This is a genomic window from Rahnella contaminans (assembly GCF_011065485.1).
GTDB classification, from domain to species: Bacteria; Pseudomonadota; Gammaproteobacteria; order Enterobacterales; family Enterobacteriaceae; genus Rahnella; species Rahnella contaminans.
Genome location: NZ_JAADJS010000004.1, coordinates 186,677 through 202,186, shown reverse-complemented (window position 1 = coordinate 202,186; position 15,510 = coordinate 186,677). Strand labels below are relative to the sequence as shown.

At 46.0% G+C, this 15,510-nt stretch carries 12 protein-coding genes and 1 pseudogene; 5 read left to right on the top strand and 8 right to left on the bottom strand.

The window, feature by feature from the left end; all coding sequences use genetic code 11:
* Positions 1-137 precede the first annotated feature (137 nt).
* The 4 genes from ebgR (at position 138) to GW579_RS18160 (ending at position 6,349) form a co-directional block, all read left to right on the top strand.
* On the top strand, positions 138-1,118 hold the full coding sequence (ebgR, locus tag GW579_RS18175) for a transcriptional regulator EbgR (RefSeq protein WP_165060872.1): 981 nt from the start codon (positions 138-140) through the stop codon (positions 1,116-1,118).
* Positions 1,119-1,289: 171 nt separating this feature from the next.
* Entirely contained in the window at positions 1,290-4,346 is a 3,057-nt protein-coding gene (ebgA, locus tag GW579_RS18170) for a beta-galactosidase subunit alpha (RefSeq protein ID WP_165060869.1), read from the top strand.
* Entirely contained in the window at positions 4,346-4,798 is a 453-nt protein-coding gene (locus GW579_RS18165; protein WP_165060867.1) for a beta-galactosidase subunit beta, read from the top strand. Before ebgA ends, GW579_RS18165 begins: the two co-directional genes overlap by 1 nt.
* A 51-nt stretch (positions 4,799-4,849) precedes the next feature.
* Positions 4,850-6,349, top strand: coding sequence for an amino acid permease (locus GW579_RS18160; protein WP_165060864.1), 1,500 nt, complete (start codon positions 4,850-4,852; stop codon positions 6,347-6,349).
* Positions 6,350-6,416: 67 nt separating this feature from the next.
* Here GW579_RS18160 and mqo read toward each other — a convergent pair whose 3' ends face one another.
* From mqo to GW579_RS18125, 8 genes and pseudogenes are all read right to left on the bottom strand, one after another.
* The gene (gene mqo, locus GW579_RS18155) at positions 6,417-8,069 is read right to left on the bottom strand and encodes a malate dehydrogenase (quinone) (protein WP_165060861.1); all 1,653 of its coding nucleotides are present in this window, start codon (positions 8,067-8,069) and stop codon (positions 6,417-6,419) included.
* Positions 8,070-8,401: 332 nt separating this feature from the next.
* Positions 8,402-8,626 (bottom strand): annotated as a pseudogene (locus GW579_RS23850) (IS6 family transposase); the annotation flags it as partial.
* 389 nt (positions 8,627-9,015) lie between these two features.
* Positions 9,016-9,825 carry a methyltransferase domain-containing protein gene (locus GW579_RS18150; RefSeq protein ID WP_165060858.1) on the bottom strand — a complete coding sequence of 270 codons (810 nt, stop codon included), beginning with the start codon at positions 9,823-9,825 and terminating at the stop codon, positions 9,016-9,018.
* Between the two features lie 51 nt (positions 9,826-9,876).
* Complete coding sequence (locus GW579_RS18145; protein ID WP_165060855.1) at positions 9,877-10,578, bottom strand: AAA family ATPase; 702 nt, start codon at positions 10,576-10,578, stop codon at positions 9,877-9,879.
* A gap of 24 nt (positions 10,579-10,602) precedes the next feature.
* Positions 10,603-11,583 carry an AvrD family protein gene (locus GW579_RS18140; RefSeq protein WP_165060852.1) on the bottom strand — a complete coding sequence of 327 codons (981 nt, stop codon included), beginning with the start codon at positions 11,581-11,583 and terminating at the stop codon, positions 10,603-10,605.
* 3 nt (positions 11,584-11,586) lie between these two features.
* Positions 11,587-11,853 carry an acyl carrier protein gene (locus tag GW579_RS18135; protein WP_165060849.1) on the bottom strand — a complete coding sequence of 89 codons (267 nt, stop codon included), beginning with the start codon at positions 11,851-11,853 and terminating at the stop codon, positions 11,587-11,589.
* Positions 11,847-12,587: an SDR family NAD(P)-dependent oxidoreductase gene (locus GW579_RS18130; protein WP_165060846.1), complete on the bottom strand. Its 741-nt coding sequence runs from the start codon at positions 12,585-12,587 to the stop codon at positions 11,847-11,849. The genes GW579_RS18135 and GW579_RS18130 overlap by 7 nt, the downstream gene beginning before the upstream one ends.
* Positions 12,584-13,957: an ANL family adenylate-forming protein gene (locus tag GW579_RS18125; protein ID WP_165060843.1), complete on the bottom strand. Its 1,374-nt coding sequence runs from the start codon at positions 13,955-13,957 to the stop codon at positions 12,584-12,586. Before GW579_RS18125 ends, GW579_RS18130 begins: the two co-directional genes overlap by 4 nt.
* A gap of 345 nt (positions 13,958-14,302) precedes the next feature.
* Between GW579_RS18125 and GW579_RS18120 the strand changes: the two genes are divergently transcribed.
* The gene (locus tag GW579_RS18120; RefSeq protein ID WP_235937431.1) at positions 14,303-15,472 is read left to right on the top strand and encodes an MFS transporter; all 1,170 of its coding nucleotides are present in this window, start codon (positions 14,303-14,305) and stop codon (positions 15,470-15,472) included.
* Positions 15,473-15,510 lie beyond the last annotated feature (38 nt).

The window sequence follows — 15,510 nt, the reverse complement described above, 5'->3', positions numbered from 1 at the left end:
TAAATTATACTTAAATATCGGTAAAGCGTTAACCCTGTCACATTGAGATTTTGGGGGCTTACGCATCCGGGGCTGGTGTACATAAGCCGCTGATCACATTAAGCTACGGCTTTGGTTTACCTGATTATGAGACGCTGATGGCTACTTTGAAGGAAATCGCTGAGGCCGCGAACGTATCCGTTGCGACGGTTTCACGTGTGCTAAATGACGACCCGAGCCTGAGCGTGAAAGCGCAAACCCGGCAGAAGATTTTAGAAGCGGCAGAACGCCTGGAATATAAACTGTCGCCGTCCAAACGTAACGCCACGCACCGGATGACCTTCGCCGCGCTTTTCACCTACCGGCAGGGGCTGGAAATCGACGATCCTTACTACCTTTCCATGCGCTATGGCATTGAAACACAGTGCGAAAAACTCGGCATCACCCTGATTTCCGGCTATGACTTCACCGGCGATAAACCACTGCCTGCCGCCGACGGTTTTCTGGTTATCGGCCAGCCGCAAACGGCGCTGCACACCCAGCTCAGTCAGCAGTCCAGCCCGGTGGTTTTCATTGATGGCGTGATGGAAGACGCACAGTTTGACTGCGTGAACGTCGATCTCTTTAAGATCAGCCAGAAAGTGATCGACTTCTTTATTGACCAGGGCTATTCACGGATCGGTTTTATCGGCGGGCGCGATCTCCCGGAATTTGCCGACCAGCGGGAACAGGCTTTTGTAGAATATGGCCGCCTTAAAAACGTCGTGCAGCCGCAGGATATTTACTACGGCGATTTCACCAGCCAGTCCGGCTACCAGTGCGCGAAGAAAATGTTGCAGGAGAATACGCCGTTTCCTCCGGCGCTGCTGATCGCCACCGACACCATAGCGTTGGGCGTTACCCGCGCGCTGCTGGAACACGGCGTGAAAATCCCGCAGCAAATCGCGCTGATCAGCGTCAACGACATCCCGACCGCGCGTTTTGTTTTTCCTTCTTTATCAACAGTTCGTATTCATTCCGAAACTATGGGCGCGCAGGCCGTTAACCTGCTGACCGAACGTCTGCGTGATGAACGCAACGTCCCGCTTTCCGTGTTTGTGCCCAGCTCTCTCCAGCTGCGCGACACCACCCGTCGCTAGAGTCCCCGGCCTTAAAAAGGATCATCAGTCGCAGTGAAAATTAACTGCATGATCCTTCTGCGTATTTTTTAATTTTTGTGATCCTCTGAACAATCGGTAAATGTTTTTAGTTATTTTTACTAAATATTTACTATCTTATTTCCCATAGAAACACGTCTCAGGAGAGTTCACGTGAATAATTGGGAAAACATCGACAAGCAGTCAGAAAACCGTTTACCGCCGCGTGCCAGCTTTTTCAGCTATGAAAATGCGCAGCAGGCACTGAGCTTTGACCGCGCGGCCAGTCAGCATTTTCAGTTGCTCAGCGGCCGCTGGCAGTTTCGTTATTTTGAGCACCCGGCTTTAGTCCCGGACGAATTTTATAATCAACCGATGGCAGAATGGGGCGATATCACCGTCCCCGGCATGTGGCAGATGGAAGGCCACGGCCAGTTGCAATACACCGATGAGGGTTTCCCCTTCCCAATCAACATTCCTTTTGTTCCAACCAATAACCCGACCGGCGCATACCAGCGGAAATTTCATCTCGATGCTGCGTGGGAAAATGCGCAAACCCTCATAAAATTCGACGGCGTCGAAACCTACTTTGAAGTGTATGTGAACGGCCATTACGTTGGGTTCAGCAAAGGCAGCCGCCTGTGCGCGGAGTTCGATATCAGCACCTTTGCAAAACCGGGTGAAAACCTGCTGTCGGTGCGCGTGTTGCAGTGGGCGGATTCGACCTATATCGAAGATCAGGATATGTGGTGGATGGCCGGAATTTTTCGCGATGTATATCTGACTGGCCGGGATCCTGTTCATCTCAACGATTTCACCGTGGTGACAGCGTTTGACGAGAACTACTGCGACGCCGTGCTTAACATTGATGCCGATCTGTGTAATTTGCACGAGCCAGTCAGCGGCTATCGTCTGCACGCGCAGTTATTCGACGATGGCATCTGTGTGGCGCAATTGTCAGCAGATAACCTGACTATTGGCGATAAAACGCGCTGTCGCCTGGATATTCCTGTCAGCCAGCCACGCCAGTGGAACGCCGAACATCCTGCGTTATATCAGTTGCTTTTGACACTGTACGACGAGGCGGGGAACGTGATTTCCGTGGTGCCGCAGCGCGTGGGTTTTCGGGATATCTGCGTGCGCGACGGGTTGTTTTACGTCAACGGGCGCTACCTCAAACTGCACGGCGTAAACCGTCACGATCACGATCATCGCAAAGGCCGCGCGGTCGATATGGCGCGGGTTGAGCGCGATATTATTCTGATGAAACAGCACAACATCAATTCGGTACGCACCGCGCATTACCCGAACGATCCGCGCTTTTATGAATTGTGCGACATCTACGGTTTATTCGTGATGGCCGAAACCGATCTGGAAAGCCACGGTTTCGCGAACGTCGGCGATCTGAGCCGCATTACCGACGATCCGCGCTGGGAACACGCCTATGTGGAACGTATCGGGCGTCACGTGATGGCGCAGAAAAATCACCCGTCCATCATTATATGGTCGCTCGGCAACGAATCCGGCTATGGCTGTAACATCCGCGCGATGGCTGCGCGCTGCAAAGCCCTTGATCCGACCCGTCTGGTTCACTACGAAGAAGACCGTGACGCAGAAGTCACCGACGTCATCAGCACCATGTATTCCCGTGTGCAAATGATGAATGCATTCGGCGAATACCCGCACGCCAAACCGCGCATCCTCTGTGAATACGCCCACGCAATGGGCAACGGCCCCGGCGGATTAGCGGAATATCAGGCCGTCATGAACCGCCATGCCAGCCTTCAGGGGCATTACATCTGGGAATGGTGCGATCATGGCCTGCTGGAAACCGGTGAAAACGGTCAGTCGCGTTACGCCTACGGCGGCGATTACGGCGATTATCCGAACAACTACAACTTCTGCATGGACGGCCTGATTTATCCGGATCAGACTCCCGGCCCCGGCCTGCGCGAATACAAACAGGTGTTGTGCCCGGTGGAAATCAGCCACGCCGGCAATACGCTGCGGGTCAAAAACCGTTACTGGTTCAGCTCACTGGAAGACATCACGCTGACGCTCACCGTGCAGGTAGCAGGTCGCTGTCTGGAAGACCGTCAAATCGCCCTGCCGCATCTGCAATCCGGCGAAAGCGAAACGGTTCCGCTGCCGGAATTCACCGACAACGGGCAGGAAACCTTCCTGAATATCCGCATCAGCAAAAACAGCCCGACCGCTTACAGCGAAGCAAATCATCCGCTCGGCCATTACCAGGTGCTGTTGCAGGCAGCTCAGCCGCTGGAAACTTTGCCTGACCTTAAAGCCACCGGAGCGCTGGTCTGCGACGAGCAAAAACATCAGTTGATCGTTCGCGGCGAAAACTTCCGTCTCGAATTTTCCCGTCTCGACGGCGAACTGAAATCCTGGCAGGCGGACGGCGTTGAGATCACCGGCCGCGCGCCGAAACTCAATTTCTTCAAGCCGGTTATCGACAATCATAAACAGGAGTTCGAAGGCATCTGGCAGCCCAACCATCTGCAAATCATGCAGCAACATTTCCGCTCACTGAGCTGGAAAAATCAAAATAGCGACGTAGTAATTGAAGTTCACAGCATCATTGCACCGCCGGTCTTTGATTTCGGGATGCGCTGCGTTTACCGCTGGCAGATAACGCCTCAGGGCGCGGTGAGCCTCGATTTATCCGGCACACCCTACGGTCATTTCGATGCAATTATCCCGAAGATCGGCCTCGATTTTGGCGTCAGCCGCCGCTTCACGCAGGTGGAATATTACGGGCGCGGACCGGGTGAAAACTATCCGGACAGCCGCCAGGCCAACCTGATCGGCCATTATCAGCAGCCGGTCAGCCGCTTATTTGAAAATTATCCGATGCCGCAGGACAACGGTAACCGGCAGGATATCCGCTGGCTGAGCCTTCGCGATGACGCGGGAAAAGGGATTTTCATTCAGCCACGCCGGCCGCTCAATTTCAGCCTGTGGCCGTACAGTTCGCAGATGCTGCAACAGGCGCAGCACATCGACGAACTCACGCAGGACAGCTGCCTGACGCTCAATCTCGATCACCAGATTATGGGGCTCGGCTCGAACTCGTGGGGCTCGGAAGTGCTCGATTCCTACCGCGTGTATTTCACGGCATTTCGCTACGGCTTCACGATGCTGCCATTCCGCCAGCAGGACAACGACAGCCTGAGTCTCGCGCAATTCAGCATCCAGCCGCAGGAGGCAAACTGATGATTATTCTCGGGTCTTTGGCTGAATTTCAGCAGCTTTATCATACAGGGAAAAAATGGCAGCGCTGTATGGAAGCCATTAATAATATTGAAAAAATCCACTCCGGCGTCTTTCACTCCATCGGGGATTCGCTGGTGTACCGGTTAGCGTCCGGCGCAGAGTTTCAGCGTGAAGAATTCGAAGGTCACCGCCGGTATTTCGACGTGCATTACTACCTCGAAGGCGCAGAAGAAATCGAGTTTGCTGCCAAATCTGCCCTGCATTGCATTTCGCCTTATGACGATGAAACGGATCGCGAATTTTTTAGCGGTCAGGGTGAAACGGTAAAGGTGAATAAAGGCCGCGTGGTCATTTTTGAAAACCACGAAGCCTGCCGGTTCAGGCCGGAAAAAGACGTCAAAAAAGTCATATTAAAAGTGACCGTCGAACAGAGTTATTTCGTTAATAAATAATAAAAAAACAAGAACCACTTACCCTACAAACATCGCAGTTGGAGAGTATTTATGGCCGGGTCCAGTCGAAATACCATAGGCAAATTTGGATTATTATCCATGACATTTGCCGCCGTGTTTAGCTTCAATAACGTCATCAACAATAACATCCAGTTAGGCATCGCCTCCGCTCCGGTATTTCTGGTGGCGACGATCATTTACTTTATTCCGTTCTGTCTGATCATCGCCGAGTTTGTCTCGCTGAATAAAAACTCGGAAGCCGGAGTTTACGCCTGGGTAAAAAGCGCACTCGGCGGACGCTGGGCATTTATGACCGCGTACACTTACTGGTTCGTGAATTTGTTCTTCTTCACGGCATTACTTCCGCGCGTCATTGCCTATGCGTCGTACGCTTTTTTAGGGCACGACTATATCTTTACGCCAATCACCACAGCAATTATCAGCATCTGTCTGTTCGCCTTCTCGACATTAATTTCCAACAGCGGCGCGAAATTACTCGGTCCGATGACGTCGGTAACATCCACATTAATGTTGCTGCTGACGTTCTCTTATATTGTGCTGGCAGGCGCGACATTAATGGGCGGCGTGGAACCGGCGAATCCGATTAACGTGGAGGCCATGACGCCGCACTTTAACTGGGCATTCTTAGGCATTATCGCGTGGATATTCCAGGCGGCAGGCGGAGCAGAATCCGTGGCGGTTTATGTGAATGACGTCAAAGGCGGCAGCCGGTCGTTTGTGAAAGTCATTATCATTTCCGGGCTGGTGATTGGCGTGCTTTATTCCATCGCGTCATTGTTGATTAACGTTTTTGTGGCACAGTCCGCACTGCATTTCACCGGCGGTACGGTACAGGTTTTTGAAGGATTATCGGCGCACTTTGGTTTACCGGCCGTCCTGATGAACCGTTTTGTCGGCGTGGTTTCTTTCACCGCCATGTTTGGATCACTGCTGATGTGGACGGCCGCGCCGGTTAAAATCTTCTTTACTGAAATTCCTAAGGGGATTTTTGGCGAGAAAACCATTCGTCTGAATAAACATGGCGTTCCGACACGTGCGGCGTGGATACAGTTTTTAATTGTCATCCCGCTGATGTTAATTCCAACGTTAGGCTCCAACAGCGTGCAGGAACTCATGAATACGCTGATCAACATGACTGCCGCAGCGTCCATGCTTCCGCCGCTGTTTATTATGCTGGCATACCTGAACCTGCGGCTGAAATACGACAACGTCGAACGCGATTTCAAAATGGGTTCCAGAATGCAGGGCATCACCATCGTCAGCACGCTGATTGTGATTTTCACCGTCGGATTTATCGCTTCAACCTTCCCGACCGGTGCCAGCATTATTACCATCGTGTTTTATAACGTCGGCGGGCTGGTACTTTTCCTCGGCTATGCGTGGTGGAAATACAACAAATATTCCAAAGGACTGGATGATAAAACGCGTTATCACGAAGACACGCCGCTGGCGAGAATAGTGCTGGAATCACAGAACGAAACGGCGCGTGTGAAAGCAGAAAATATCGCAAAACCATTGTCCGGCATGTAGATCGGAATTATGGGCATAAAAAAACCGCCTGTGAAAAAGGCGGTTTTTGTTTTTCTGAAATCCGAATTTACAGTGCGATATCCGCAGGCTTTTTCGGTTCTTCTTTGGCTTCGGCTTCAAGCGGGCGCAACTGAATCACTTCGGCAACCGGCGTCGTTTTCATTGACGGGGTTTCCAGTTCGAGAATGCGGCTGGTTTCCAGCAGCTCTTTCTCGGTCGCTTCCACGTTACCATTCAGTTTTGTGCCGTAGGATGGAATGATTTCGCGGAATTTCGCCTGCCATTCAGCACTGGCAGCCCGCTCTTTGAAGACCGTTTCCAGCAATTTCATCATGATAGGCGCTGCCGTGGACGCGCCCGGAGAGGCTCCCAGCAATGCCGCAATACTGCCGTCTTTCGCACTGACCACTTCCGTGCCCAGACGCAAAACGCCGCCGTGCTTGCCATCTTTTTTGATGACCTGCACACGTTGTCCGGCGACCCAGCGTTTCCAGTCTTTCTGCTCGGCCTGCGGGAAGAATTCCTTCAGTGCGGCATGACGGTCTTCATCGCTGAGCATCACCTGCCCGACCAGATATTTTACCAGGTCGAAGTTGCCCATGCCCACGTGAGTCATCGGCAACAGGTTGGAACTGTTCACACTGCCGAACAGATCCCACAGGGAGCCGTTTTTCAGGAACTTGCTGGAGAAGGTAGCAAACGGCCCGAACAGCAGAACCTGTTTGCCATCGATAATGCGGGTGTCGAGATGCGGAACGGACATCGGCGGCGCGCCCACGGCGGCTTTGCCGTATACCTTAGCCAGATGACGTTTCACAACGTCCTGATTTTCAGTCACCAGGAATTCACCGCCGACCGGGAAACCGCCGTATTCACGCGCTTCCGGGATGCCGGATTTTTGCAGCAATGTCAGCGATGCACCACCCGCGCCGATGAAAACGAATTTCGCATTCACGACGTGGTGTTTGTGACTGTGCTTCAGATCGGTAATGGTGACGCGCCAGGTCTTGTCGCGGTTGCGCTGGATATCGCGCACTTCCTGACCGTTTGCCAGCGTGAAGTTGGATTTTTTCTGTAACGCGTCCACCAGCTGACGGGTCACTTCACCGAAGTTAACGTCCGTGCCTGCCGTGGTGCGTGTCGCAGCGACTTTCTGATTCGGGTCACGGCCATCCATTACGGCCGGGATCCACTGTTTGATTTGTTCCGGGTCTTCCGAATATTCCATCCCGCGGAACAGGGTGCTTTGCTGAAGCGCAGCGAAGCGTTTGCGCAGGAAATCGATGTTTTCATCGCCCCAGACAAAGCTCATGTGCGGCACGCTGTTGATGAATGAGCGCGGGTTATTCAGCACGCCTTTCTGAACCTGATACGCCATGAACTGACGGGAAACCTGGAAGGCTTCGTTGATCGCCACGGCTTTCGTGATATCGACAGAGCCGTCGGGCATCAGCGGGGTGTAATTCATTTCTGCCAGCGCCGCATGACCGGTGCCCGCATTGTTCCAGCCGTTGGAGCTTTCCTGTGCCACGCTATCCATGCGTTCGATCATGTGGATCGACCAGTCCGGCTCGAGTTCCTGGAGATACGTCCCCAGCGTTGCACTCATAATTCCGCCGCCGACCAGCAATACATCAACGGATTTTTCGTCTTCTGCGGCCGCAGGCTCGCTGGCACCCAGTGAGTCACGGTTGAGAAGCATACCAAGTATCTTTCTCATGACGTCTGTTTCTCTAAATGTTCAGTTCTGTTTTGTTAAGACTATCGAACAAGAAATTAGCAAAAAAACACGCGGGATCGTTACTGAAACTTCATTTTTTCAAATGATGGCTACGAATATAACATTATCACTACAAAATTTAAAAAAGGATTTAACGTTTCAAAAAAACGGCAGCTGATGATGTGATCTCCCTCACAGCCCGCAGCCCGCAGCCCGCCAAGGTTTTTTCAAGGGTTGAAGAGCTTTTGGGGTTATGCCACGTAAACATTTGAAGTTCGGCAAAAGCTACATTAGCGATCAGCAGAAAGTCGGCAGTCTGGCCGGGAGGGGCTGCGGCCTACAGAACGTTTATGCCGACAAAAGGCTCGATTGAGCAGAGGCACAAGCCGAATGCCCAACGGTGAAGTGCGGAATAGAGTCAACCCAAATACCGTGTCTCGCCATCATGTCTTCCTGATTACGCAGGCCCGGGGAACAAGTCAGACACCAGCAAACGCATTGGGTAATAGTGCGACGGGATAATGCAGAAGACAGAAGTATTTCCGGAGCAAGCTCATAGTCAGGTAACATCACAGAAAAAAACAGGATGCTACCTGGTGCAACCTTGATGTGCCAAAACCACAAGTTGCTTGCTGTACTTGAAATCGGTGTGGATCATGCCCCCTGTATCTGCATTTATATGCTCAAGACTAAGGAGGAATTTTCTATCGTACAAGTATTATATAAGCGACTATAATAAAAGTATTTTGAATTTCATAAATTAAATTATTAACCAGCCATTTAACAACATATATTTGTCCAAATCTGTAACACCACCCACGCAAACTGGATTTCCCGTTGATTCCAGCATAGGGATAACAGAAAAATCGTCACCATAGGATGAAAATATTTTAGGGTCAGTATTAAATTTATTACAAGAATTTAATACTAAAAATACATCAAGCCATTATTTTGTACCAACAACCAGAAAACCTATAAAGGATGCAAAGAAAAGACCTTTTTCATTTTTGATAACTAACTCTTCCCACCAGGCCTGCTCAGCTTTAGAAAGATGAGCCATATCTTCTTGTCCCAAAATCATAGACCGTAATACGCCGAGTGTTAAATTCACACTGATGGCTTCAACGGATACATTAACGAGCCCATGATTCAAAAACCTTCCAAATAACTGGCGACCGCTCCAATTATTTTTAGCTTTATTAGATAGCCTCTCTACTATTTCTCTGGTAAGTTTTACATCTGAGTGATCAATTAATAGCCCATCAAAATCATGGTCGAAAATAGCAACTTTACCATTAGGCTTAACAACCCTAATAAGTTCTGACAATGTGGTATCAATGCTATCACAATGCATTAGTACTAACTTTGCACGAGCGGCATCAAATCTATTATCATCAAAATGAAGATGCTTACCGTCACCTTTTTCAAATCTAATACGAGACCCCTCTATTATCCGACTATTTGCTTCAGCAATCATAGCTTCACTTAAATCGACCCCGACGATCTCAGTTACGTCTGGATAAATTGACAGTAAATAGCGAACGTCATTCCCTGTCCCACACCCTAACTCAATAATGCTTTTATAATCCAGTGGCTCCAGCACTTCAGCTAATTTGCGATTAATTATTTCGTGATCAGGCAGACAATTTGCCTCATCCATAAAGTTAATAAACCACTTAGGATCATGTGTCATATCTACAGACGTAAATTTTCCTACAGAATCTATAGTATTTTTAACAGCTTTAGAAATAGCCATAATTGAATCCTTTCTGTTTTGAAATTAAAAAATGATAATACAATAACCAGACTATTGTTTTTTACTTCTTGAACGCTCTTCTTCCAGACGAAGATCTTGTGCTTTATAGTCAAGTGAAGCCCGTTTAACTGCTTCCTCCATTGACATTACTGGATGCAGATTTAAATGGTCAGATATATCCTTAACTCTTTTCTCTACACTACCACTTACAATATAGTATGGAGTTCCTATTTCATTTAATACTTCAATTAAACGCTTGTCGACCACATCGCGGAAATCAGTGTTCATGGGGCGATGACCGTCTTCTGTAATAGGTAACTCATGTGTAAGGTGGAAGAAAACGTCAAATGTATTTGCTACATGGAGTTTTATAGAACGACTAAATTCTTTTAACATTCTAGCAAAGAAGGAAGTATCATTTTCATACTTTGCATTATCTAAACTACCTACTGATGGATTGATTCCGTAAACTAACCTTGCTTCACCATACAACAACTCTTGTAAGGAAGACCCATCTGATACATAGTTATTACCCATTTTAATTTCCGATTTTAGTCGGCCTATATGGCGAGCAATCATTAGATGAAGAAACTCTTCAGGAGTTACTTCAGAGAGACGTTTACCAGGCATCAGTCCTGGCATGATTTCTCTTATGGCTTTTGAAAGAAGGCGGGGAACTCCTGTATAGTAAGCCAGCACCATCGCCGTAAAAGTTTTACCAGAAGAGTAAGTACCCGATATAGCAATTTTCATATTTTCACCCAGTATGTATTTATATCAAATTTTTATTGGAGGCAGAGCATGTGCAAATGTTATTTTGGCTTTTTTATTTCCAAGTGTTCCTAACACTTCGGCATTACGCCACTGCTTTCCATTTAATTCAATTATTTGACTTTTTGATATTAATGCTGTGACTTTATCATGATTTTTAATTTCTCCAGCATCTTCTGAAAAATGGGTTCTAATCATCCACAGCGTTGAGGTCTCACTGCGAGATAGTCCATCTAAAGAATATAGAAGGACTTGAGCAAGCTGTGCACAAGTAACAAATACATCTATATAGCTAACTTTTTCAGGAGTAATGGCTTGAGATTCTTCTTTACTAAGGATAAATTCGACCTGTGCGTCTGCCGTCAGATTAGCCATATCTAAACAAACTGCAGAAAGGGTATGTTTTTGTTCTTTATACCCGAGGCCATAGTAACGTTTTTTTATATTTGAATTATCCAAAATATTAATTTCTAACTTATTATTCTCCTTTCCGCAGGATGGGTGTTCAATTTGACAGACTGCCCGCATCAAACCTACTCGGCATTCATATGTAGATACTTTTCTTGAGGAATCATCAGCTTTTTCTACACTACGCCGTAACACAAGCGAAACAGGGATATCGTTCAGATCTTCCTGTGGTTTTGTACCAGCATGGATAGCAATCTCATTAACATGATTAGTATCCAGATCATCCATACTGAGACCTAAATGAAATGAAAGGTGTGTTTCTACCATTTGAATAGCAAGGACGAGCATATCAACAGTACTTAAATGCGGAGTAACATCCATACCTGCATTTTTAACTGACCAGTTCGACGGGTAAAAAAGTGAAACGGTTGCTTCTAAGCAACAATTATTTTCTCTTGGTTCAGGGAATGTCAGATTGGATACTTTATGCTCTGAACATCGGTAGCCTGAGGAAAAAAAACGATTCTCCGAGGGACCAAGTATTTCATCGACAGAAGAAAACTTTTTTTTAGAATTCATATCTTATCCTAATAGAAGTGACTTTTCATTTTTTGTAAATATATCAATAATATCGGAAATACAATGAATATCTGATAGTAATGAGTTACCCTCACCCAAAGGATCAAAACCAAATAGCATTTCCAACTCGATAAAAAGCATTGCGAGGCTTAAAGAATCAAGTCCAACCTCATCAAAATTAGCTTTAATATCTATATCCACTACGTCAACCGTTATCAATTCTGAGACTTTGTTGAGAACGCCATATTCAATTTTTTCTTGATTTAGCATATTAGACCTCCATCCACGACTATTGATTGACCTGTTATAAAGCTCCCATGCGGTGAGATAAGAAATGACAACACATTTAGGATGTCTTTAAGTTCTGCATATCTTCCCAGAGGGGTGCGTTTAGCAATTTTCTCACGATTAATATCAGATACATTCTCTGAAAGCTTCGAGTCAAAAAGACCTGGGACAATAGAATTAACACGAATATTTAGCTTCCCCATTTCTCCGGCGAGACTTCGTGTAAAACCATCAAGCCCAGCTTTAGTTGCAGAATACACAGCAGTTCCGCGATAACCTCGGATCGCTCCTACAGAGGAAATATTTATAATACTACCGCTGGTTTTCTGTTTAGCCATTACACGCACACATGCTCTGGTGAGTTTGATGGGGCCAAGTAAATTTACCAACACCATTTCATCAATAGCTTCAAGAGATGTACTTAAAAAAAGACCTTGATATAAAACAGCACTATTATTTACCAGAAGATTTATTCCACCAAACCGAACAACTACCGACTTTATGAAAATAGACAACTCCCTTGGGTCTTTTAAATCAAGTTCATACCAATAAAATTGGTCAGGATATTTATTCTGATATTGGGAAATAAACCCGTTCTCATGTCTGCTGAATGTTGCAACTTTCCACCCTTCCAAAATCAACTTTTCCACAATCGCTTTTCCAAGACCACGACTGCCGCCACTAACAATTGCAACTTGTGCAGAAATCATGTTCATACGGTTGTTCCAGACCTGATCATTTTAAACCGTTCTGAGTGGAGATCAGATTGGGTAACCTCAATGACAACAGGAATTTTAAAAGGAGCTAAGTGCGTCTTGCAATGCTCTCTCACTCGAACTTTAAACAACCCAATATCTTCGTATTCCACGAGCTGGAAAGTAGCACGTATTACATATCCAGTGATATGACTAGGATAGCCACTAACACGAACAGCAGCGATATTTGGCATTGTCAAAAGTACATTCTCAACTTCATTTGGATAAACTTTTTCGCCTCCGACATTGATTATTTCTGATTTACGACCGAGAATTTGAACATAATCCCCATCAACAATAACAACATCCTGCGTGTTAAAATAACCATCTGAATCGATAGGTGAATCAGCATTTAGATATCCAAGCATTGCCATATTAGATTTAACCCATAAAATGTTGTCCAATATTTTGTAATCAAATCCACTTCCCCCTAGTTTCATCCAAAGAGACCCATTACCCTTCGATTTCGTTGGCATAATCCCTAATTCCGTTAGACCATATGTCTGTTTTAAGCGTACATGAGGCATAGTTATTTTTATAATATCTAACGTACGCTGCGGCATGGGTTCTGTACCATATGTGATTAGCTCTAATGAACTGGTATTATATTTTTCACAAACGTCAGAGAGTAAAATCATGTTTAGGAAGGTTGGAGTCGTAGGCAGTACTTGCACACGATGATTTTGTATTGCTTCAAAAACTGTTCTGGGGTTTCGTTCCGTTACTGTAACGAGTACCCCTCCATTAGATAGTGTATGAAGTAAAGTATTTATTCCCCCAATGTGATCCAAACTCAGAAAGGCAAGAATTATCTGAGGTCTCTTATTATCGGGATAACGAGCAATCATCTTGTGCACGTCGAGCAAAGATGCTTTGGGGCTCCCTGTTGTTCCTGAACTAAAAAGGACCAGGCCAGCATGATCACTCTCTATAATCTGGTGATAGAGTGGATGTTGCTCTATAGAATGGTTCTGAGCTGCTATTCTCCGCTTTATACTATATGGCGGCAAATGTGTTTCAGTATTAATAAATACCGTCCATTCAACATGTGCTATCTCATAATAGTCAGTTCGTTCTCCTTTAGCGTTCGGAGATAGGGGGATAACAATCACTCCACGTAAAAATAGCGCGAGCATTGCTGTTACCATATCTAAGGAGTATGCACCTTCTAAAGCAGCAACCGAGCCTTGAGTTATACCATAGTTAGAAAATTCAGAATCCCATCGTTGAATACCATCAACAACATTTCGATACGTAAAACACTGGCCATTAATGATGAGGCATTTCGCGTCACCGAGTGTGTGCATAAATTCAATAAATTTCAGATTCATCGGAATCTCCTTTTCCATCCCAATTTGCGTGTCAAAGACAAAGGTTAATAATTAGTGCTGTCTAGTTCCCTATTTATCTATTCTAAAACAGAGAGTTCACGCTAATATAAATTCCTATTTTCAGGCATCACCCTTAAGGGTGATGCCTGAAAATAAAATTTAATAGATCTTGAAGGTGCATAGAAATTTTAGTTAGTTTCGAATAGCCATTTTTAATTAATTGCACACCCGTCATAATGGAATGTTGATAGCAATTCTTCTATGCAAGAGAGTGATATTTTTTAGGAATGAATTTCTAATGGATTTTTTTGCACCATCTTCTTCTAAGGTAGGAAAAATTTTGACATGAATAATTATTCAAAAAATAAATTACCCTGGTTTGGTTTATTGGCTTTGTCTATGGCTTGCTTTATCACAATGTTGACGGAAGCCATGCCTGCGGGGCTCTTGCTATGGATTAGCCAAGACTTTGGGATTTCTGCTAGTTACGGAGGCCAGCTGGTAACTGTTTATGCTGCGGGTTCATTGTTAAGTGCAATTCCATTGATTACTTTAACTCAAGGTATGCGTCGCAAACCTTTATTGTTACTGGCTATCTTTGGATTTGCGATCGTCAATATAATCACAGCATTTTCTACCAGCTATATGCTGACTCTAGTGGTACGTTTTTTTGGTGGTGTTTTTGCCGGATTAGTGTGGTCTTTAGCTGCTGGGTTTGCCATTCGCATGTCACCTCCTCATCTTGCCGGGCGTGCGATTGCAATTGCAATGCTGGGAACCCCCTTAGCCCTGACAATTGGTATACCCACAGGTTCATATCTTGCAGGATTAATAGGTTGGCGTACTGACTTTATAGTTATGAGTGCGCTTACTATGATTTTGTTTCTTTGGGTTATTATGTCAGTGCCAGATGCGGCAGGCCAAAAAAAACGTGAACACCTTTCTCTTTTTCAGGTAGCAAAAATGAAAGGTGTATCAGTTGTTTTATTTGTAACTCTACTATTCATTCTTGCCCATAATACAATTTTCACCTACATCGCATCATTTATTTCAAATATAGGGCTATCGGAACATATTGATTTAGTATTATTTATTTTCGGCATAGCCGCACTGGCAGGGGTCTGGGGTGCCGGTCTCACCGTTGACCGGTGGCCTAGAAAATCGATGATATTAAGCATTTTACTTTTTGCAGTATCAATCTTCGCATTAACGGTAACTAGTCAGAGCTGGTCAATATATGCGTCTATAGCCGTGTGGGGTTTCGCCTTCGGAGGCGCTCCAACACTTTTGCAAGCCGCATTAGTAAAGACCGCGAGTGATGCTATTGATGTTGCCCAATCAATGATGGTGACTATTTGGAATATTGCGATTGGTGGGGGAGGTATCCTGGGTGGGGCGCTCTTAATGAAAACAGGGGTGTTATCTCTGCCATATTTTGTCACAGGCCTCTTGATTATTGCTTTTTTTATTACATTTTTAGCGCGTAAACATGGTTTTACTGATAAAGTAGAATAAATAGTAAATCAATGTGATCGATTAGTGTGAAGGAACAT

What these genes read in the sequence shown, in the direction of transcription:
- GW579_RS18145 (WP_165060855.1), bottom strand. Translation starts at nt 10,578, where the DNA reads ATGAAAATTGCTATATCGGGTACTTACTCTTCTGGTAAAACTTTTACG.
- GW579_RS18130 (WP_165060846.1), bottom strand. Translation starts at nt 12,587, where the DNA reads ATGAACATGATTTCTGCACAAGTTGCAATTGTTAGTGGCGGCAGTCGT.
- GW579_RS18150 (WP_165060858.1), bottom strand. Translation starts at nt 9,825, where the DNA reads ATGGCTATTTCTAAAGCTGTTAAAAATACTATAGATTCTGTAGGAAAA.
- GW579_RS18160 (WP_165060864.1), top strand. Translation starts at nt 4,850, where the DNA reads ATGGCCGGGTCCAGTCGAAATACCATAGGCAAATTTGGATTATTATCC.
- GW579_RS18120 (WP_235937431.1), top strand. Translation starts at nt 14,303, where the DNA reads ATGAATAATTATTCAAAAAATAAATTACCCTGGTTTGGTTTATTGGCT.
- ebgR (WP_165060872.1), top strand. Translation starts at nt 138, where the DNA reads ATGGCTACTTTGAAGGAAATCGCTGAGGCCGCGAACGTATCCGTTGCG.
- mqo (WP_165060861.1), bottom strand. Translation starts at nt 8,069, where the DNA reads ATGAGAAAGATACTTGGTATGCTTCTCAACCGTGACTCACTGGGTGCC.
- GW579_RS18140 (WP_165060852.1), bottom strand. Translation starts at nt 11,583, where the DNA reads ATGAATTCTAAAAAAAAGTTTTCTTCTGTCGATGAAATACTTGGTCCC.
- GW579_RS18165 (WP_165060867.1), top strand. Translation starts at nt 4,346, where the DNA reads ATGATTATTCTCGGGTCTTTGGCTGAATTTCAGCAGCTTTATCATACA.
- GW579_RS18125 (WP_165060843.1), bottom strand. Translation starts at nt 13,957, where the DNA reads ATGAATCTGAAATTTATTGAATTTATGCACACACTCGGTGACGCGAAA.
- GW579_RS18135 (WP_165060849.1), bottom strand. Translation starts at nt 11,853, where the DNA reads ATGCTAAATCAAGAAAAAATTGAATATGGCGTTCTCAACAAAGTCTCA.